The sequence below is a fragment of the Microbacterium sp. A93 genome, assembly GCF_051842835.1.
This window is the reverse complement of the sequence record NZ_JBPXMT010000010.1, coordinates 373,540-392,959: the sequence shown is the minus strand read 5'-3', so window position 1 is coordinate 392,959 and position 19,420 is coordinate 373,540. Positions and strand designations below refer to the sequence as shown.

Here is a 19,420-nt window from a genome sequence, read left to right as displayed (position 1 = left end):
CGGCCTGACCCAACAGCGCGGGCGCAGTGACCCCGATAGAAGCACTACCGGATACCTGCGCCCGTGCTACCGGATCGCTACACACCCGCTACCGAAAGAGCCGTCTATACAGATCGAGGCCGACCCTCCCGTCTGGTACGAGGAATTCGCCCTGCACCACCCCGAAATGGGCGCCCGTCGTGCGGCGGCCGCCGACGTGCTCGTCTGGCGGGCCGTGTCAGGACAGGACGACGCCGACACCCCACTCGGCAAGGCCCCCACCGAGAAGGACAACACCGCCCACTACCACCACGCCGCCCACGCTGCCTTGAACCCCACCGCAGAAAACCGGACGGGCGGCCGCGACGCCCGCCACGAGGCACTGGTGTCGGGGCTATCCGACAACTGGATCAACCTCGAGTCACCGCAGTCTGATCACGGGGTAGCCGACGAGCACATCGCTCACCACGTTCCTGCTATGAACCGACAATTGAGGGCGTGGGATCGGTGAGTCAGTCAGGCGGTCGTCTGACCCCGAAGTTTGTGCCGAGCACGCACTGGGCCCAGGAACCACCACGGGACGGGACTAGTCGGAAAGAGGGCGTCCGGAAATGTTCTCCACGTCGGCGGTTCCTGACCCACCGGCCGCTGCGCTGGCTTGGCGTAAAACTGTGTCGATTGTTGTAGAAAGCGCCTGGGGCCGTTCCTGCTCTGGAAGCTGAGAAATCAGCCGCTCGGCCGTCAGAAGGTAACTCGTTACCAACGGTTGCTGGAAGTAGAACGCGGCATTTTCAGAGGAACGTCGTCCATTGGCCATGAAAGTTCTCGCCACATATCCGCCCACCACAGCCCCAATCGAGGTCACGGACGCGCCGGTAATTTTCGATACTGCGTCCGGGGCCATTATGGCAACTGCCACGCCTGCCGCGACAAGGGCGAGGCCAACGAACATAGCGATCATTGATGCCCGATGGGACTGCGCGGCTTGCCTTCGTGCCATGAGGTCGTATGCGTGCATTTGAGATGCATTCGCCTTAATAAGGCCCAACAGGTCATCGGAGTCTTTCAGGCCCTGCAGCGCCCATTCGGCCTTCTCCTGTGCTGCGGCCGATCGTCGGGCAGCAAGCGATTGCTGCAGCAGGACAGCGAGTACTCCGAAAAGGACAACTCCTGATAAACCTAACCAAAAGCCGACAGGAACGTCAGATAGGTCCCAGGTGCCGAGCGAATCACTGGTGGTCGCGAAAATAGGGGGTATAAACAACGTCGCGCCGGCGATCGCGCCGGTGATCACGGTTAGTCCTGACGTCATCCGAGCAGCCCATTTAGTGCTTGTTTCTAGACGACGCTCGGCGGGTCGCTGAAGCTCAAGAATGCTCCGTGGAACTGGGCCAAACTCCGTATACGGGCGAGATTCTGACGGTTGGCCAGATTCGGCCGATTCGTGGTGTTTCGAAGAGGGCGTCGGAGTCTGACTACCGCCAAGGGCCCGGTCATTTGTCATGAACTGAGGATAGCGAGCCCGGCGAAACCCCATTGGCGGTCCGTTGTCTCGTATCCGATGGGATACAAGACGTCTCGTGCTTGCTCTGGCGAACATTGGCCGATGCGCAGATTTTCGCGCCCATCCCTGCCGCCGCGGGTTTCGCAACCATGTATTGGAACCATGGGGCTCGAATCGTGTCGCCAATGTCGGTTGCGAGACTGTGTGTGGGCACGGGAACGCTAGGGAAGTGCCGTATGGGAGGTGGGGCTCATCAGCCCATCGAGGCTCAGGGTTGAGGGAACCGTTGCACACCGTTTTTCCACATTCGATCAATCTGGTCTGTAAAGTGTCTGATCCACTCACCATCCTTAGCGGTTAGGTAGAAGATCGGCGCACGTTCCTTTTGGCTGTTGGTACGAAACTCGTACATCTGCACCATGATTGATTCTGACGGATGCCCTAAGTCCAAGGCATTGATGCCAATGCTTGGCAAGAATCGAATGGTTCGTATTTCCAGCTGGCCCCTATCTGACTGACACAAGTCCTCTGCCTGACTTAGCGCGTTCTCAATAGCGCGCCGAACCGCTTCAGGAGGCCTCGATGGGTGTGTCTTGGCGATCATTTCCATTAGAGGCTGGTCATGAGGGTCGGGCAGGAGTATTCGTACTGAACCGCCGTTATTGAGAATGCGCCTGAGGTCGTGACTCATGGTTGGCAGAGTTCGACTCATCGTTGTGCCGGCGAAGAAGTAGTTGTGCGACGCGGCACTTCGAGCTGCGTAGTACTCCTCTGGAAAACCTCGCAATAGTAGGGCAGTCCTCGAGCGGTGCCAGGTTGCCGTCACGGCAGCGACCTGATCACGACTCTTGAGTTGCGAGAAGGCAAGAGCACCAAGCAAGGCAACGATGGTGGGGTTCAAGAGGTCATCTGGCGTGCCCGCGATGCCCAGGAACGTAAGGACGATAGCTGCGGCAACCAGGATTAGGAGATCAAGGTCGTTTTTGAGATGGTTCTTAACGCGTGCGGGGAAAGGTTCCGGCGATTTCGTCAATTTCGGAGCCCGGCTCGACTCTCGACCTCATGTTCTAGCTGGCTAAGTAGTTCCATCTTCTGCTCTCGGCTGAGGACGGGGCGATGGTATGTACTGGTCTGGATCTCTTCCGGGGAGTACATGATGGCCTGTCCTGATACTGGGTTCGACGTAAGAAGCAGGGTCGCTACAAAAGAGCGTTCCCCTATGTGAGTTTCATGCGGCATTTCTGCGGGGACCAGATGAAACTCTCCGGCGTTGGCCAGGATCGTGGAGGCCGGCCTCAGGCACGCCGTGCCAGGCGAAGCGAAAGTGTCTTTGTCGACCAGGTAGTCGATGGCAACGCTGTGATACTCGCTGCTTTGGGCCGATCCTGGACTTACTTTCTCATAGAGTGTCTCGGAATAGGTTCCCGCCAAGATGTGGCTGCAGAGATGCCAAACATGACTATGTATCGGTGCGTCATCGGGCCTCACGATTCTCTCGGCATCCGGCCAAATATGCAGGCGCAACTTTCCGAGTTCGTGCTCGTCGTTGAGGTGGAAGACCGCAAATCCGTTGGGGTGCCACGTGCTCTTCAACGAGGACAGTCGACTGAGTGAACTGTCGAGTAAAATCTCTGCCTCGTTCTCCAATGCCACGCGTGCTGATTCGCAAAATGTCGCATACTCCGCGTTTTCTCGCTCGTGTTCCATCTACGCCTTCCATACTTTGCGTGCTAAAGAGTCCTGTGAATGTTATCTGACAGCGCCTGTCGTTTGACCGACGCAGACATAGCAATGGACACCGGCGGGCTTTGTATTGGCAGGGCGTGGCGGAACGGAGCTCCAAATACGACTTCTTGTCGACGCCTGGGCCGTCATAGGGACCTTCAGTCCAAGTCGTCCTCCTTAGGTACAGTCGCTTCGAGTGCTGCCGCGGCGGCAACGCACTCCTCCAACGCGGCGGCGAGGTCCTCAACGATCTCGCCGGCGATGATCTCCGGTGCGCGCAGATTTTCGAAGTCCTCGAGAGAAAGGCTGTGCGCGGTGCTCTATGGTTTCGGATCAGTATCCGTAATCTTCCATCCCAAACTCGCGCGCGAGGGCGCGGGCCCGCGCTTGTTTTAGTTGATTAGGATCGATTCTCTTCATGGTGAGATCAAGACCAGTCAAGGGGAAGGTCCAATGCTCAATGACGAAAAGTAGCGCCTCGTGATCGCTTACCGTGTAGCACCTGGACAGGGACAAACGCTTTATCACTTGGACGTTGAGATCCTGAAGTTTCCCCCAGCGAGTCGAATCCTCAAGAGCGACACCGTCGAAGACCTTTCGCGTTGCTTCCAAACCAGTGGTTGCTAGGAGTCCAATTTCGCTCATGTGCTCGACAAGTCTGATGATGCGGCTAATGCGAGGCGTCCGGAAAAACATTGGGTCTTCGTATATCTCTGAATGGTCCTTGGGGCCGACCCAACGACCTTCACCGTCTTCGTCTTCGACATAGTCGACGTAGAGGCGTTCCTCCCGGCCACTGACCACTTCGTTTGCGAATATCCAGTCCACGTCCATGGGACCGTCGAGGTAGAACTCACGTCGGTCTTGCTCGATGTAGCGTCGCACCTCGGCCAGATCGGCGGGCGCCCATTCGTATGCTTTGACGTACAGGCCGCGCGAAAGGTGATTGTAGAAGCTCCGGATGGTCCTCTGAACGACACCGGCGTCACTCCAGCCAGCACGCGCTAGGTCTAAGATGATGAGGACCTTCGCTGCCTCTTCCTCGGCGAATACTCGGAGAACTGCCGCTGCACGATATCTGCGCCTCTCGTCGAGTTCCTTGATATCACTCACGAGGACCGACAAGTTTTCGCTAATCATCTTGAGTCCCTCAGACAGGATCTCGAAGCGATCATGTTTGGGGACTTGAACTATAGAACTGAGTCGGCGGGCCTGCATGATATCAACTATGCGGCCACGAGGGCCAGATAGCGGTACGCAGTGGCCCGGCTAACACCCAGCAGTTTGGCGATCTCCGGTGGGGTGAGCCCCACAAGCCGGTAATGGCTGGCCGGCCGGACCTTCTCGGCGTCGGGGTTGACGGCTGGCCAGCCGCCTTTGCGGCCCCGCGCGGCGGCGGCCTTCATGCCGGCCTAGGTGCGTTCTGCGAGCTGGTCGCGCTCGAGTTGGGCGAAGTCGGACATGACCGTGAGCATGGCTTTTCCCATCGGGCCGGTCGTGGCGATCCCTTCGTTCAGAGACCGGAAGTGAATGCCCTCGGAGTCGAGGTGGTCCACGAGGTCGAGCAGCTGGCGGGTGTTCTGGCCGAGTCGGTCGCGCTTCCTTACCACGAGCTCGTCCCCGGCTCGGGCAGGCTCCAGCAGGTTCTCCAGTTGGGGTCGCCTGGCTTTGGTCCCGCCGACGCCGTGGTTCGTGTAGACCTTCAGGCACCCCGCGTCATCGAGGGCGCGGATCTGTAAGTCCGCGTTCTGCTCCACCGTGCTGACACGCGTATATCCCAGGCTGGCCATCCTCGCCCAGTCTCAGCAAATCGACAGGTTCTCCCGAGTTGAGACACAAGCGAACGAGACAGGCGATTGAGACGATAAACGACGCTGGTTGCACTTGTAAACTTCTTGTAAACATGGCGTTGTCCGGGTATTCGTTCGAACTGCCTTGGCGGTCGCTCAGCAGTCGCATCAAAGGAACCATTGTTGAGACAGGTGGCGCTGCGTGCATGCACTCGATATTCGTGTCGTCGAAATCTCCAGCTGGCGCCGACCGTCGACAACGCCCTCAACCCGGGCCGGGCCGCGACATGACAGGCGGAAGCTTGTCTATCGCTTCATGTCAGGCCACCCGGGGAATGACCAAATCCTCCGGGTGACACCGGTGTCGAGGGGGGTGGAGGTGATGCGGGGCCCGATCTGGCCCTCGGTGACGATCTGCAAACGGGTTCACCAAGACCTCGTCCGTGGTCCCGTCCTCGCGAGCCTTAGTCCCGGCCACGCGGGTCAGAACCACGGACTTGCCCACCCCCAATCCTGTGGCTGCCGGCTCGATGATGACTCGACGGCCGTGTGGCTATCGTCCATGGGAAAGCCTTCCGCGCCGGAGGGCGCTTGGCCACCAACAGGCCTCGAGGGGACACCTAGGCGGCGTTTCCTCGTTGTCTGCCGTCGCGGGCAGCGCGAGCCTCGGCGCGCAGATCCTCCTTATGGATCTCGTAGGCGCGGTTGAGCCGTTTGAGGCACATCATGACAAGGACAAATATGTGCGCCAAGGCAACGATCAGGACGCTTCCGAGGATCGGCTGGCCGATGACGTCGAACAACAGGGCCAGTACCGTAGCGGCCCCGGAAACGATGACGGCGTATTCGCAGTTGACGAAGAGCTCATCGATCAGGACCGGAGCCCTGAGATCGGTCAATGGACGCCGGGTGGACACCTGCCGGCGGAGGCTGAAGACGAATGTGGTCAGGGCGAGAAAGAATCCAAAAAGGATCGCTAACCCTGCGAGCAAGTTCCCAAAGGGAAACGAGGCTTCTGTAGCTACCTGCCAGACACCGAAGCCGGCACCCAGGACGATCGGCGCGATGAAGTTTGCCAAAAGCTCTTGGACTGGGATCCGGCCATCGTGGTTGCGGAGTGTGGAGATGTGGGCCTTCAGGATGGGGCGAACGTCACTGCGGAGCTCCACTGACACCCTCCCTATTACTTCCTGACAGCGAATCTAGCGGGTCCACGCGTAGTCATACTGTAATTTCCACCGCTGGTAATAGGAATGCGCGGTTTCGTCGATCTTATCCACCAGCGTGGTCTCGTTAAGGGCTGGTTCCCCAGGAGAGGTGAGAAGGATTCGGACCGACGGTGTCTTGGTCCGGCCCACAATGAACTCTCGGCTCTTGGTGCCGTCGCCGACTTTGAGCCGGACCTCGTCGACATCCTCACTCGTTGCTTCGTTGATGCCGAGATAGGCCAGGGCTGATTCGGGTTCTTTCCGGAACGCATCCCATAGGCGCCGAGGCAACGCTCGCTGACCTTTGACTGGAGCGATGCTGCTGGCATAGGTGACGGGAATGCCCCGCAGCGGAGAATCGGACGCGACATCCTGCTGGTGTTCGTAACGGACGATATGGATATCTTCCAGGTCTGCGGCCTCCAGCCAAGCCTCGGATTCAACCACCGTAGGGGTCTCCAGGACGAGATTGGCGTCCGCACCCTTCTTGCTCTTACCAGCAATCAGTGCGCGGGTGTGGCCTTTGAAGGAGTCAAGGACGCGTTCGCCACTGTTGTCGTGCCGTTGGCGTTCGGTGAAGAACAGGCCACGGGTGTGCCCGGGAGGCAGGAGGAACGCACAACGAGTTCTGACGGTGCTGGCATCCTCGTCGCGGGTCTCATACTGGTCTGCATGATTGGAGACATCGATGACCTGTTCACCGGCCATGCCGTAGTGCCCAGTCCGCATCTCCAGAAGGACCAGACGGTTCCGGCGAGTCACGGCGGGTTTTGTGCCGTAAGTCAACTTTGTGCCGTCCTTGAAGTGGTCGTCCGACAGGCACCGGGCCCAGGTCTCGAACTCGTCCAGCAGGTCGACGCCTTGGATATCGGAGAGATCGAGGAGAGGTTGGGGCTGGTGGCTGACGTTGCCGAGGACTTCCCTGTATGTCATCGTGCGGTACGGCAAGGCTGCCCCTATCTGCTGTCCCGCGACGTTGCGGGTTGATTCGTGGTTCCCTGCCGGCGGTTGGGGAGACCTTCGTCTAAACCGTACTGGGTATTCTTCCGCTTCTGATGTGGGCTGCATCCGATGCTGGGGGGTGGTTGTGGTTATTCCCGATCTCTATGCTCTCGAACCTGACATTGGCCGGCTGGTTCGCGTATTCGGTTCTCTGGGTTTGAGTAGCCCGACCGTCATTTGCAGGAATGAGCAGCGACGAAATCGACTACGTTGCCTGACTCTGAGCGGACGAACACAGAGGGCGCGGGAGGTCTGGTGTTACCCTTCGGGTTGATGAAGTTCGCAGCACGCTGGCCCGGTAGGGGGCGACAGGGTCGCGGGATCGGGTGTTCACGGACGACTAGTGAGAACGGCTCGAGCCGCTACTGTCCTCGGCCTAGGGCCGGCGAGGTCACTCCCTTCGGAGACCATAGGCGGGTGGTCGAGGGCATTGCCTGCCGGCGCCGGAGGGGACCAGGGCCTCAATCGCGTTGATTTATACTTTTGCGACCGCCTGCCGATACCGTGAGTTCCGAATCCGACCGATCACTAGTCACGCTACGGCACAGGAGTTATTGAGATGGCACCGACAACTAAAGAGGGACAGCGCGCCGAGCTGCACAAGACGATCTGGCGGATCGCGAACGACATGCGCGGCAGCGTCGACGGGTGGGACTTCAAGTCCTATGTGTTGGGCATGCTGTTTTACCGGTTCATCTCCGAAAACCTCACCATCTACATCAATAAAGGCGAGCACAAAGCCGGCGTCGAAGGTTTTGACTACGCCACGCTGCCTGACGTTCAAGCCGAGGTCGCGCGCACCGAGACTGTGGCAGAGAAGGGCTTCTACATCCTGCCCTCCGAGCTTTTCCGGAACGTGCGCAAGCGGGCACCCCACGACCCGAACTTGAACGAGACGCTAGAGCAGGTGTTCAAGAACATCGAAGGCTCGGCGGTCGGCACCGACAGCGAGGACGACCTTAAAGGACTGTTTGCTGACCTGGACGTTAACAGCCCCAAGCTGGGCAACACGGTGGCCAAGCGCAATGAGAAGCTCGTGAAGCTGTTGGATGCGATCGGTGAGCTGCCGCTGGGGAATTTCGAGGACAACTCGATCGACCTATTCGGCGACGCCTATGAATACCTCATGGGCATGTACGCCTCCCAGGCGGGCAAGTCCGGCGGCGAGTACTACACCCCGCAGGAAGTCTCCGAGCTGCTCGCGCGCATCACCGTGGTGGGCAAGACTCAAGTCAACAAGGTCTATGACCCCGCGGTTGGTTCGGGCTCCCTGCTGCTGAAATTTGCGAAGGTTCTCGGCAAAGACAACGTGCGGCAGGGCTTCTACGGTCAGGAAATCAACCTCACCACGTACAATCTCGCCCGCATCAACATGTTCCTGCACGATATCAACTACGAGAAGTTCAACCTCGCGCACGGCGACACCCTCACCGATCCCAAGCACTGGGACGTCGAGCCTTTCGAGGCCATCGTTTCCAACCCGCCCTACTCCACCAAATGGGAGGGCGACAGCAACCCGCTACTCATCAACGATGAACGCTTCGCCCCGGCCGGTGTACTTGCCCCGAAGTCCAAGGCCGACCTGGCGTTCACGATGCACATTCTGTCCTGGTTGGCCGTGAACGGCACCGCCGCAATCGTCGAGTTCCCCGGAGTGCTCTACCGGGGCGGCGCGGAGAAAAAGATCCGTAAGTACCTCATCGACAACGACTACGTCGACGCCGTCATCCAACTTCCCCCGGACCTGTTTTTCGGCACCACGATCGCAACCTGCATCATCGTGCTCAAGAAGTCCAAGACGGACAATGCCGTGGTGTTCATCGACGCTTCCACGGAGTTTGTCCGCGCCGGCACCAAGAACAAGCTTGCTGACATCAACCAGCAGAAGATTCTCGACGCCTTCACCACCCGCAAGGACGCAGACCACTTCATCAAACTCGTGTCCAACGAGGACATTGCCGCAAACGACTACAACATCGCAGTCTCTTCCTACGTTGAAGCCGAAGACACCCGTGAGATCATCGATATCACCGAGCTGAACGCCGAGATCTCTTGTATCGTCGCCCGTCAGCAGGAACTTCGCTCATCGATTGACAGTATTGTCACCGACCTGGAGAGCGCCAGATGAGCCATATCGACGACCTGATCAGGGAGCAGTGCCCGGGAGGGATGCAATTCCTCGAGTTGGAGGAACTGTTCGATCTTCGCAACGGGTATACCCCTTCCAAATCCAACGCATCATTCTGGACTGATGGAACGATTCCCTGGTTCCGCATGGAGGATCTTAGGGAGAACGGTGGGGTGCTCCATGATTCCATCCAGCGCATTTCCGCAGGTGCAGTCAAGGGCGGGAGACTCTTTCCAGCTAACTCATTGCTCGTCGCGACTTCCGCGACGATTGGCGAGCACGCATTAATCACGGTCCCCCATCTGTCGAATCAGAGGTTCACTTCCCTGACGCTTAAGCAGAAGTACAGGGACGCCTTAGACATGAACTTTGTCTATTACTACGGTTTCGTCCTCGACGAATGGTGCCGCAACAATACGACGACTTCGAGCTTTGCATCGGTGGACATGGCTGGCTTCAAGCGGTTCCGCTTCCCCCTCCCTCCTCTTGAAGTCCAGCGAGAGATCGTTAGGGTGCTAGACCAATTCGCGCAACTGGAAGCGGAACTGGAAGCGGAACTGGAAGCGGAACTGGAAGCGCGGAGTCACCAGTACGGGCACTATGCGCACACTCTCCTCGAGAGCGCAGAAGACGTGCCTCGTGTCCGCCTCGGGGACGTAGCAACGATTGTGCGGGGTGCTTCACCGCGCCCGATTCAGGCGTTCATGACTGCCCGTGAGGATGGCATTCCGTGGATCAAGATCGGCGACGCGCCCGCGGATGCTAAGTACATTACGGAGACCGCACAACATGTCACGCCTGCCGGAGCCGCTAAGTCCCGTCGCATTCATCCGGGTGACTTTGTGCTCTCCAACTCGATGAGCTTCGGGCGCCCGTACATTTCAAAGATCGAAGGATGCATCCATGACGGCTGGCTCGCCATTAGCAACTTCGACGAGTCCTTCGTTCCGGACTATCTCTATTACCTCTTGCGCTCAGCTCCGGTCCAGGCAGAATTCGCACGGCGTGCCGGGGCCGGGACTGTCAAGAACCTGAATGCAGACATCGTCAAAACCGTGACGGTCCCCCTGCCCCCTAGGCAGAGGCAAGAGGAGGTGGTGCAAGTGCTCGACCGCTTCGAGGCTCTCGTGAATGACCTCAGCATCGGCCTGCCGGCGGAGCTTGCGGCCCGTCGCAAGCAGTACGAGTACTACCGCCAGAAGTTTCTGACGTTTAAGGATGCTGCGGCATGAGGGAAGCAGCCGCCCGGAAGTACGATCCGATCGCGACGTCGGGGGAGAGCACGGTCGTCACCGAGTATGTGCCGGACGCGAAGGCAGAGGTGGCGTACCAGTCGGAGGCAGAACTTGAGCGAGAGCTGATCCGGCTCTTTCAGTCTCAGGCGTACGAGTACTTACCGCTCACCTCTGAGGTGCAGCTGGTGGCCAATCTCCGTGCCCAACTGGAGAAGCTGAACCATGTGGTTTTCTCGGATGCGGAATGGCACCAGTTCTTCACGGAGAGCATTGCGGGGAAGAACGAGGGGATCGTAGAGAAGACGGTGCGTGTCCACGAGGACCACGTGCAGATCTTGAAGCGGGATGATGGCAGCTCGAAGAACATCAGGTTGCTGGATAAGCAGAACATCCACAACAACCGCTTGCAGGTGATCAACCAATACGAGGTCGATCGGGGTGAGGGTGGCGCGCGCTATGCGAACCGCTATGACGTCACCGTGTTGGTGAACGGGTTGCCGATGGTGCACATCGAACTCAAGCGCCGCGGGGTGGACATCCGAGAGGCGTTCAACCAGATCGACCGGTATCAGCGTGATGGCTTCTGGGCTGGCTCTGGTCTGTTCGAGTACGTACAGCTGTTCGTGGTCAGCAACGGCACACTGACGAAGTACTACTCCAACACCACCCGCCGCCAGCACCTCAGCGAAGAGCGCAAGCCCGGCAAGGGTCGGAAGACCTCGAATAGTTTCGAGTTCACGTCATGGTGGGCGGATGCGCAGAACAAGCCGATCCAAGACCTCACCGCGTTCGCCAAGACGTTCTTCGCCAAGCACACGCTGTTGAACCTCCTGACTCGGTACTGCGTGCTAACCGCGGACCGGATGCTGTTGGTGATGCGGCCGTACCAGATCGTGGCGACTGAGCGGATCTTGCAGAAGATCGAGGTCGCTACCAATTACAAGCAGCTCGGCACCCTGACTGCCGGGGGGTACGTATGGCACACGACTGGCTCGGGCAAGACGCTGACCAGTTTCAAGGCCGCCCAGTTGGCCACGAAGCTGCCGAGCGTGGACAAGGTGCTGTTCGTCGTGGACCGCAAGGACCTGGACTACCAGACGATGCGCGAGTACGACCGGTTCCAGAAGGGAGCGGCAAACTCCAACACGTCCACCGCGGTGCTCAAGCGACAGCTGGAAGACCCCGGCGCGCGGATCATCATCACCACGATCCAAAAGCTGTCCACCTTCATCAAGGCGAACGCCGGCCACGAGATCTATTCCGGTCATGTGGTCATCATCTTCGATGAGTGCCACCGGTCCCAGTTCGGCGACATGCACACCTCGATCACCAAGGCATTCAAGCACTACAACCTGTTCGGCTTCACCGGGACGCCGATCTTCGCCGCCAACTCCGGCAGCGGAGGCAACCCGCAACTGAAGACCACCGAGCAGGCCTTCGGCGAGAAGTTGCACACGTACACGATCGTGGATGCGATCACCGATAAAAACGTGCTGCCGTTCCGCATCGACTACGTCAACACGGTCCGGGTCGGGACCGTGGTCGACAAACAGGTCTCGGCCATCGACACCGAGAAGGCCCTGCTGGCCCCGGAACGGATCAGCAAAGTCGTCGGGTACACGCTGGAGCACTTCGACCAGAAGACGAAGCGGTCATCGAACTATGCCCACTCGGTGGTGACCAACGTCGCCGAGGCGACCCGCACGCGCAGGCAGGCGGAAGCAGTGCGGGAACTAAAGCGGGTGCGGGGGTTCAATGCCCTGTTCGCCGCAGCCTCGATCGAGGCCGCCCGTCATTACTACGACCACTTTCGGCTCCAACAGAACCAGCTTTCGCCGGGCCGTCGGTTGAAGATCGGCCTGATCTACTCCTACGGCGCCAACGATGCCAGCGACGACGGCATCCTTGACGACGAGGCGTTCGACACCGACGCCCTCACCGCGGATGCGCGGGGGTTCCTGGAAGGTGCCATCCAGGACTACAACGGCATGTTCGGTACCAGCTACGACACTTCGGCGGACAAGTTCCAGAACTACTATAAGGACCTCTCCCAGAGGCTGAAGAACCGCGAGATCGATCTGGTGATCGTAGTCAACATGTTCCTCACCGGCTTCGACGCCACCACCCTGAACACCCTGTTCGTAGACAAGAACCTCCGTGCTCACGGACTGATCCAGGCCTACTCGCGCACCAACCGCATCCTGAATTCGGTGAAGACCTACGGCAACATCGTCTCCTTCCGTAACCTGGAGGACGAGACCAATGCCGCCCTGGAGTTGTTCGGCAACAAGGACGCCCGTGGGATCGTACTGCTTAAGCCCTACTCCGAGTACTACAGCGAGTACACCGAGAAGGTCACTGAGCTACTGCAGGCGTTCCCCCTGGGCCAGCCCATCATCGGAGAGAGTGCGCAGAAGGAATTCATTGCTCTATTCGGCGCGATCCTGCGCCTGCAGAACATCCTCACCTCTTTTGATGAGTTCATCGGCCACGAAGTGCTCACCGACCGGCAGGGCCAGGACTACCGCAGCGTTTACCTCGATCTGTACGCCGAGTTCCGCAAGGGCCAGGACGCGGAAAAGGAGACCATCAACGATGACGTGGTCTTCGAGATCGAACTGATCAAGCAGGTCGAGATCAACGTCGACTACATCCTGATGCTCGTCGACAAGTACCGCGCCCAACACGGCGACAGTGACGACAAGGAAATCCGAGCCGAGATCATCCGGGCAGTTGATGCCAGCCCGACCCTGCGCAACAAGAAAGACCTCATCGAGGACTTCGTCGACTCTGTGTCCCTCGAAGGTGCCATTGGTGATGAATGGTGCGCGTTCGTTCGAGCCAAGCGGGAAGCCGAGCTCGAGGCGATCATCGTCGAGGAGAAGCTGCGCGCCGAACCTACCCGTTCCTATGTCGACACTGCCTTCCGCGACGGAGCGATCCGCACCACAGGCACCGCCATCACCCATGTGCTACCGCCGGCTTCGCGCTTTACTGCCGATGGAAGCCACGGTGAGAAGAAGCAACGCGTGATCGCCAAGCTCAGCACGTTTTTCGAACGGTTCTTTGGGCTCAGCTCGTACAGTGATGGGTGAGAACCCCACGAATTGATTGCCCGAGTGAACTCGACACCAATAGCTGCCATGGGGCAGCTATAACAGACCCGGTGAAAGGGGGCACGTTAGGGGATCCCTCAACGTTCGTCTTTTATCCTCAAGCAGTACCGCGCGAGTCCGTCGAGTTGGGACATACGTCTGGCCCATACGAATTGAACACAGAACTCGGCACCGGTCTAAGGTACTCGCTCACGTTGCGGGCACCTCCGAGGCGCCCGCTGGGCCTGGAGGTCGACCTTCACCCGAGCAAGGCGGCGCCTTCCAGGAGGCAACCCCCAGTGGGGCGGTGCGGCTATCCCGCTGTGCATGAGTCGTCCGCGTTCCTCGCCAATCACCGCTCACGGAGCGCTTCAGCCTTTCGAGTCGCGAGGATCCCGGGCGGGCGCGATCGTGTTCTTGTCGCGAATCTGCCCGTTGAGGCCGTGAAGGCTGATCTCACCCCCGCCCTTGCGCGCCACCATGTCCCGCGTAGCCGCGTAAGCCTCGGCCTGTGTGTCTCGAGCGACAGAAGCACGGGCACCTCCAGCGCGCTTACCCACCCACTTGTCACCCTTCTTGTACACGTTGTAGCTGTCCACCGTCCACCCTTCCTATTTCCCATGAGAGCTTGCTTCGGAACATCAATCGAGCCTTGGAGTTGAATTCTAGCGCACCATTTACTGATATGGGGTATGGTTGAGGAGTGAGCGAGCAAGAGGAGGTCCTCCGGGCCCTTGAAGAGACCGGCATCATTGATCTTTTTGAGTGGGTCGGGCAGACAACTTCCTGGAGGCTGCTCCAGGACTTCGACGAGGATGCAGGACACGACCAAGCCGTCATCGGGACCCTGGGGTACAAATACCTCATCAATCTGTTTGACCGGGCAAGCGGCAGTGGCAGGTTTGCACTTCCGGAAGGGACTTCCGCGGAAGAAGGCCTTGACTTGGTCCGCGCCGGGGTGACCCAAGAGGCTTTTGAAGCCATGCCGCGCTTTGAACGTCGATCGATCATTCGGTCGAACTTCAATGGCTCGCCGGGGTGGGCGCGGGGCGGTATCCGTTGGCTGCTTCAGTCCTACAGGTTCGGCAACATCGACAAGATCGCCTGGACGAAGAAGAGCGATACCAAGCGTCGCATTGCGCAGTACCCGTTCTTCCAAGACTCCGACGCCTTGTTGACCTATGCCGACTTTGGTCTCGATGAAGAAGATTTCCCCACGGACCTGGGCTTCGAGGGCAAGACGCTGCTCCTTGCCCACGCTTTTGACCGGGCGACCGGGGCCTATGAGATGTATCTGGGGCGCAGTCGTGATTCGGGTGGTCGTGGGGAGAATCCCTGGTACTGGCGTTACCTCGTTGCATCCGGAGGGTCTGGCGGCGGCCTCCGCGAGGCTGAGGATGCCTTCCCCGACCTTCCCGGAACGCCTGCTTCCGCCCAGGCCGAAGATCTGAAGGTGCGCCTACGGGCCAAGCCTGGCACGAAATCCACGACCCAGAACTAAGACCATGGACTCAATCGGACGTCCCGTCCAGCAATTACCTGGCGCGTCTGCCGTCTTCGACGGTGCGCGACTGACGTTGGCTCGCCAACTGGCCGGTCTTAAGAAGGTGCAGCTGGCCAAACTCGTCGAGATGACACCGGCGTCAGTCACCTCCTGGGAGAGCGGACAGAAGAAACCGAACAGCTCCACCATTGCCCGTCTTTGCATGGTGTTGCAGGTTGAGCCACAGTTCTTTGCCCCTGCACTGAGTCAGGAAGCGACCCCTGCACCCCCACATTTTCGGTCGCTTCGATCGACGACCCAATTGGCCCGGGACCAAGCATTTGCTTACGGGCGACTCGTAGGGGATGTCGCTGCAGTCATCGAGCGCAGTGTGGAGCTCCCCGGCCCAGGCCTACCGCAGTACCCGGTGTCCGCGACAGAGCCATCAGACAGCGGCCCGGAAGTGGCGGCTCGTCTTGCGCGGGAGCACTTTGGTCTACCTATCGGGCCGATTCAGCACTTGGTTCGCCTGGCGGAGAAAGCAGGCGCTCTCGTGGTCTTCAGCGCCCCCCAAACTGCATCGATCGACGCATACTCCCTGGAGGTCGACGGCCGGCCGATCATTGTGCTGAACCCGGAAAAGAACGACTACTACCGGCAGCGGTTCGATGTTGCGCATGAACTGGGTCATTTGATCATGCACGTAGACGCCGAACCGGGCGGCAAAGTCGCTGAGGATCAGGCAAATCGATTCGCCGCAGAGTTTCTCATGCCCTCGGAACAGATCCGCGGGTCACTGCCGTCCACCACAACGAGAAAAGGGTGGGAACGGTTGGCGCAGCTCAAGGAACACTGGGGCGTTAGCATGCAGGCCTTGTTGTTCCGTGCCCGCGCGTTAGGCGTTATGTCTGATGTGTCGTATCGCAATGCGATGATGCGCATCTCCAGCTGGGGATGGCGCCGAGCCGAACCGGGGAGTGTAGTGGCTCTAGAAATGCCCTCATTGCTTCCGGCAGCCGTGGAGATTCTGGAGCAAGTAGGGGTAAGCGCGCGTGACATTGCCGGTGGCCCAGGACTTCCACTGCCGGTAATGAACGTGATCACGGCCCGGGCGCCAAGGCCCCACATCGAGCCGGAAGACGAAGATGCATTGAGTGGCAGCGGCATTCGAAGCCTGCTTCACCCGGACCCGCCCGCGGTGTGAAGCCATCACGCGCGAATATCCTCGCCTTTCCGCGAAGCGACGTTTGACGCACGATTAGCACCCAGGGATGACCGCTAACGGTGAGGGGACCTCTCTTGTACGTCCATCAAACCAGCCGTCGTGTTTGTTCGACGTCGCGGGCGCTGCAGTCCCTCCTGCCGGATGTCGGTTTGGCTGGGGTGGTGCTCTTCGGCAGTGAGGGGCTGTGGTGGCCGGGGCGGTAGGTGTCGGTAGAGGGTGGTGCGGGTGATGCCGGTCTTCTCCACGATTTGGGTGATGGTGTGGCCCTCGTTTCGCAGGTGCTCCGCGTAGGCCAGTTTCGTCGGATCGACCACGCTGGGCCGGCCGATCCGCCGGCCCTTGCTGGTGGCTACCGCCCGGGCGTGAGCGGCGCGTTCGATCGCGTAGGTGCGTTCCATCTGGCCGAACAGGGCGAGCAGCACCACGGCCAGCTGCGACATCGGATCCTCGGGGTTCGCGGAGTCGACCCGGATCGGGTCGGCCAGGTTTCGTACGCCTACGCCGCGGTCGGCCAGGTCATGGATGAGGTTCAGGGTGTCCCTCACGGTGCGGCCCAGCCGGTCCAGGGTGTGCACAACGATCACGTCCCCCTCCCGGGCCTGGTCCAGGGCGGCGTGGAGTCCGGGACGGTTGGTGTTGGCCCCGGATTTCTTGTCGACGTAGATCCGCCTAGCCTCGATCCCCTCCTGACGCAGGGCATCGATCTGCCGGTCGAGGTCCTGTTTGGTGGTCGACACCCGTGCGTACCCAATCTCCATGGGCACACTGTACCGAAAGTCCGCTCTGTACGAGGCTGGCGGTACGTCGTTTTGGGTTTAGTTCTGGAACGCAGATACATGGCGTGTCGCGATCTTCGGGCAGTACAGCGGGGGAGTGTCTCTGTTCCAAGGAACTGGGACGGTCGCTGCTAGTCAACGGTCGGCGGCGCGGAAGTAGGTCGCGGACTTCGACGCCGGGAGGCCCGCCCAGGGTGTGCCGCATGGCGCCCCGCCGCGGGACCGGCCACCGGACGGGTCAAACGGGATGCCCCTAGAGGCGTGCCGCCGTTCATCCAAGGCGGCTCCTGGTGTTTCCGGTGGGGTTCGCCTTACGGGACGTTCGATAGGTGCCACTGAGCGTATGGTTTCCGGACCCGGACGGCGGTGGCTTTGGGCTGCCAGGAGGCGGCGCGTCAGGCCTAGAGGGGTGCAGCCGATCGCGTTCAGTCTCCCGGGGGGTGACCGGTCAGATGGTGATCACAGCCTGTCGGCGGCTTGGCTTGCGGAGGCTTGGATGGCTGTCAGCAGCTCCTCGGTGGTGAGGACCTCGTGGGCGTAGGTGGGGGCGTCGATGTCCATGGCGGCATAGAGGGCCTCGGGTGAGCGGGCCGAGGTCGCATCGCGGACCAGTGTGATGTGGAAGCCCAGCTCCATGCCGATCCGGGCGGCGGCCTCCAGGCAGGTGTTGGCCAGCAAGCCCACGCAGATGAGCTTTTCCTTGCCGTAGCGCCTGAGTTGGTGTTCCAGGTCGGTGTTGGGGAATCCGCTGGAGGCTCAGTGCTCGGTGGCCACCACGTCCGCGGGCCGGACCGGGAAGTCCTCGTGGAAGGTCCCGCCCCAGGTGTCCTCGGCGAAGGCCTGCCGCTCGGCGGCACCGAGCTGGTAGGGCGAGGGGTACTTCCAGTCCAAGTAATCCCCGGACTCCCACCGGTGATACGGCACGTGGTACACGGTGATCCCGGCCTCCCGGGCGACACCGACGATGGCCCGGAGGTTGGCGTGCATGTCGTTCTGCGCGGCGATCTCCTCGAAGGTCGGGTCGGCGGGCGCCGTAAATAGATTGCGGGCATAATCTATTAGCCGTAGGGTGTCAGCAGGCGCCCACCTCGGGCGTCAGGCGAGCGGGCAGTGAGGGCCACGGCATGATGAAGACCACCGCGATCTATCTCGAGGACCTGCGGGTCGGCGACGAGTTCGTCAGTGACGGGCACCGGGTCGACGCCGAGCAGATCATCGGCTTCGGCGGCCAGTTCGATCCGCAGCCCTTCCACATGGACCCGGAAGCGGCGCAGGACACCTTCTTCGGGGGGCTGGCCGCCAGCGGCTGGCACACCGCGGCGCTGACCATGAAGCTGCTGGTGGCCAGCTTCCCGCTGGGGTGCGGGATCATCGGGACCGGCGGGCAGATCGAGTGGCCACGTCCCACCCGCCCCGGGGACACCCTGCGGGTGGTGAGCACCATCCAGGACATCACCTCCTCGCGGTCACGCCCGGACCGGGGCCTGGTCACCGTGGAATGCCGGACACTGAACCAGGACGACCGGCTGTGCCAGCGACTCGTCGCCAAGCTCGTCGTCACCGGCAGGCCGAGAACAGAAGAAGGAGAAGATGGGCAGGGTCTCTAAGGCGCAGGCGGCGCAGCACCGTGAACACGTCGTCCGGACGGCCGCGCGGCTATTCCGCGCCCGCGGGGTGGAGAACGTCTCCATCGCGGACGTCATGGCCGAGGCCGGCCTCACCCCCGGCGGCTTCTACAAGCAGTTCGCCTCCAAGGAGGCCCTCATCGACGAGGCCTTCGCCCTGGCCTTCGAACAATCCTCCCGCTCCTGGACCGACGCCACCGGGGACAGTACCGGCGGTCCCGGTCAGGGGCTGCGCGCCCTGATCGAGCACTACTTCGCCGATCGGCCGGCCGAGCGGAACTGCCCCATATTGAGCTTCTCCTCCGCGGTCAGTCAGCTGCCGGGCCCCTCCCCGGCGGGTCAGACCTACGCGACCGGCACCGAAGAACTGTTCCGCCAATTCCAGCAGACGGCCAGCGCCCCCGACGGCGAGGTCGGCCCGGAGGAGATGCCAAGGGACCAGACCCTGGTCCTCTTCGCCGCCATGCTCGGCACCGGACTCATGGTCAAGGCCATGGGTCGGACCCCGCTGGTCTCCGAGATGCAGGCAGCCGTTCTGGACGCCCTGCCCAACCCCAGCAAGGACGCCAAGTAACCCCTCAGCCGGTCGTGGCCTTCCCTCGATAATCATGCGGACGCCCCCAAGGGTTCGCGGCTCTCCGCATC

The 19,420-nt window shown here is 60.6% G+C and carries 19 protein-coding genes and 1 pseudogene; 8 read left to right on the top strand and 12 right to left on the bottom strand.

Translation table 11 applies throughout. From position 1 onward, the window contains the following. Window positions 1-490, top strand: a 490-nt coding sequence (locus tag ACSU1G_RS24685; RefSeq protein ID WP_439282655.1) for a hypothetical protein, incomplete at its 5' end; no start/stop codon positions are given. Window positions 491-565: 75 nt separating this feature from the next. Here ACSU1G_RS24685 and ACSU1G_RS24680 read toward each other — a convergent pair. The 8 genes from ACSU1G_RS24680 to ACSU1G_RS24645 all read right to left on the bottom strand — a co-directional run bounded on the left by ACSU1G_RS24680 (window position 566) and on the right by ACSU1G_RS24645 (window position 7,154). Continuing rightward, the gene (locus tag ACSU1G_RS24680; protein ID WP_439282654.1) at window positions 566-1,273 is read right to left on the bottom strand and encodes a TRADD-N-associated membrane domain-containing protein; all 708 of its coding nucleotides are present in this window, start codon (window positions 1,271-1,273) and stop codon (window positions 566-568) included. A gap of 478 nt (window positions 1,274-1,751) precedes the next feature. Further along, the gene (locus tag ACSU1G_RS24675) at window positions 1,752-2,516 is read right to left on the bottom strand and encodes a hypothetical protein (RefSeq protein ID WP_439282653.1); all 765 of its coding nucleotides are present in this window, start codon (window positions 2,514-2,516) and stop codon (window positions 1,752-1,754) included. Beyond that, on the bottom strand, window positions 2,513-3,190 hold the full coding sequence (locus ACSU1G_RS24670; RefSeq protein ID WP_439282652.1) for a hypothetical protein: 678 nt from the start codon (window positions 3,188-3,190) through the stop codon (window positions 2,513-2,515). The genes ACSU1G_RS24675 and ACSU1G_RS24670 overlap by 4 nt, the downstream gene beginning before the upstream one ends. Before the next feature lie 351 nt (window positions 3,191-3,541). Further along, on the bottom strand, window positions 3,542-4,426 hold the full coding sequence (locus tag ACSU1G_RS24665; RefSeq protein ID WP_439282651.1) for an AbiV family abortive infection protein: 885 nt from the start codon (window positions 4,424-4,426) through the stop codon (window positions 3,542-3,544). An 8-nt stretch (window positions 4,427-4,434) separates the two neighbouring features. Further along, window positions 4,435-4,614, bottom strand: a complete 180-nt coding sequence (locus ACSU1G_RS24660; RefSeq protein ID WP_439282650.1) for a helix-turn-helix domain-containing protein — start codon at window positions 4,612-4,614, stop codon at window positions 4,435-4,437. Between the two features lie 6 nt (window positions 4,615-4,620). Continuing rightward, on the bottom strand, window positions 4,621-4,998 hold the full coding sequence (locus ACSU1G_RS24655; RefSeq protein ID WP_439282649.1) for a recombinase family protein: 378 nt from the start codon (window positions 4,996-4,998) through the stop codon (window positions 4,621-4,623). A gap of 620 nt (window positions 4,999-5,618) precedes the next feature. Next, window positions 5,619-6,167, bottom strand: a complete 549-nt coding sequence (locus ACSU1G_RS24650; protein ID WP_439282648.1) for a hypothetical protein — start codon at window positions 6,165-6,167, stop codon at window positions 5,619-5,621. 33 nt (window positions 6,168-6,200) lie between these two features. Beyond that, complete coding sequence (locus ACSU1G_RS24645) at window positions 6,201-7,154, bottom strand: hypothetical protein (protein WP_439282647.1); 954 nt, start codon at window positions 7,152-7,154, stop codon at window positions 6,201-6,203. Window positions 7,155-7,767: 613 nt separating this feature from the next. On the opposite strand from ACSU1G_RS24645, the gene ACSU1G_RS24640 reads away from it, so the two are divergent. The 3 genes from ACSU1G_RS24640 to ACSU1G_RS24630 are packed head-to-tail and all read left to right on the top strand — an operon-like array spanning window position 7,768 to window position 13,666. Then, on the top strand, window positions 7,768-9,336 hold the full coding sequence (locus tag ACSU1G_RS24640; RefSeq protein WP_439282646.1) for a type I restriction-modification system subunit M: 1,569 nt from the start codon (window positions 7,768-7,770) through the stop codon (window positions 9,334-9,336). After that, a complete protein-coding gene (locus tag ACSU1G_RS24635; RefSeq protein WP_439282645.1) occupies window positions 9,333-10,568 on the top strand; it encodes a restriction endonuclease subunit S in 1,236 nt (411 codons plus the stop codon). Before ACSU1G_RS24640 ends, ACSU1G_RS24635 begins: the two co-directional genes overlap by 4 nt. After that, a complete protein-coding gene (locus ACSU1G_RS24630; RefSeq protein ID WP_439282644.1) occupies window positions 10,565-13,666 on the top strand; it encodes a type I restriction endonuclease subunit R in 3,102 nt (1,033 codons plus the stop codon). Before ACSU1G_RS24635 ends, ACSU1G_RS24630 begins: the two co-directional genes overlap by 4 nt. A gap of 371 nt (window positions 13,667-14,037) precedes the next feature. Here the strand turns inward: ACSU1G_RS24630 and ACSU1G_RS24625 are convergent, their stop codons facing one another. Continuing rightward, on the bottom strand, window positions 14,038-14,265 hold the full coding sequence (locus ACSU1G_RS24625; protein WP_439282643.1) for a DUF2188 domain-containing protein: 228 nt from the start codon (window positions 14,263-14,265) through the stop codon (window positions 14,038-14,040). Between the two features lie 104 nt (window positions 14,266-14,369). On the opposite strand from ACSU1G_RS24625, the gene ACSU1G_RS24620 reads away from it, so the two are divergent. Next, window positions 14,370-15,167 (top strand): hypothetical protein, encoded by a 798-nt coding sequence (locus ACSU1G_RS24620; RefSeq protein ID WP_439282642.1) that lies wholly within the window; start codon window positions 14,370-14,372, stop codon window positions 15,165-15,167. 4 nt (window positions 15,168-15,171) lie between these two features. After that, on the top strand, window positions 15,172-16,353 hold the full coding sequence (locus ACSU1G_RS24615; protein ID WP_439282641.1) for an XRE family transcriptional regulator: 1,182 nt from the start codon (window positions 15,172-15,174) through the stop codon (window positions 16,351-16,353). Window positions 16,354-16,427: 74 nt separating this feature from the next. Here ACSU1G_RS24615 and ACSU1G_RS24610 read toward each other — a convergent pair whose 3' ends face one another. The 3 genes and pseudogenes from ACSU1G_RS24610 to ACSU1G_RS24600 all read right to left on the bottom strand — a co-directional run bounded on the left by ACSU1G_RS24610 (window position 16,428) and on the right by ACSU1G_RS24600 (window position 18,137). Further along, entirely contained in the window at window positions 16,428-17,132 is a 705-nt protein-coding gene (locus tag ACSU1G_RS24610) for a recombinase family protein (protein WP_439282640.1), read from the bottom strand. A 477-nt stretch (window positions 17,133-17,609) separates the two neighbouring features. Then, a pseudogene (locus tag ACSU1G_RS24605) lies at window positions 17,610-17,888 on the bottom strand (cysteine hydrolase family protein); the annotation flags it as partial. Between the two features lie 18 nt (window positions 17,889-17,906). Then, window positions 17,907-18,137 carry a hypothetical protein gene (locus tag ACSU1G_RS24600; protein ID WP_439282639.1) on the bottom strand — a complete coding sequence of 77 codons (231 nt, stop codon included), beginning with the start codon at window positions 18,135-18,137 and terminating at the stop codon, window positions 17,907-17,909. Window positions 18,138-18,274: 137 nt separating this feature from the next. Here ACSU1G_RS24600 and ACSU1G_RS24595 point away from each other — a divergent pair, with 137 nt between their 5' ends. Then, on the top strand, window positions 18,275-18,757 hold the full coding sequence (locus ACSU1G_RS24595; protein WP_439282638.1) for a MaoC family dehydratase: 483 nt from the start codon (window positions 18,275-18,277) through the stop codon (window positions 18,755-18,757). Beyond that, window positions 18,741-19,349 carry a TetR/AcrR family transcriptional regulator gene (locus tag ACSU1G_RS24590; protein WP_439282637.1) on the top strand — a complete coding sequence of 203 codons (609 nt, stop codon included), beginning with the start codon at window positions 18,741-18,743 and terminating at the stop codon, window positions 19,347-19,349. Before ACSU1G_RS24595 ends, ACSU1G_RS24590 begins: the two co-directional genes overlap by 17 nt. Window positions 19,350-19,420 lie beyond the last annotated feature (71 nt).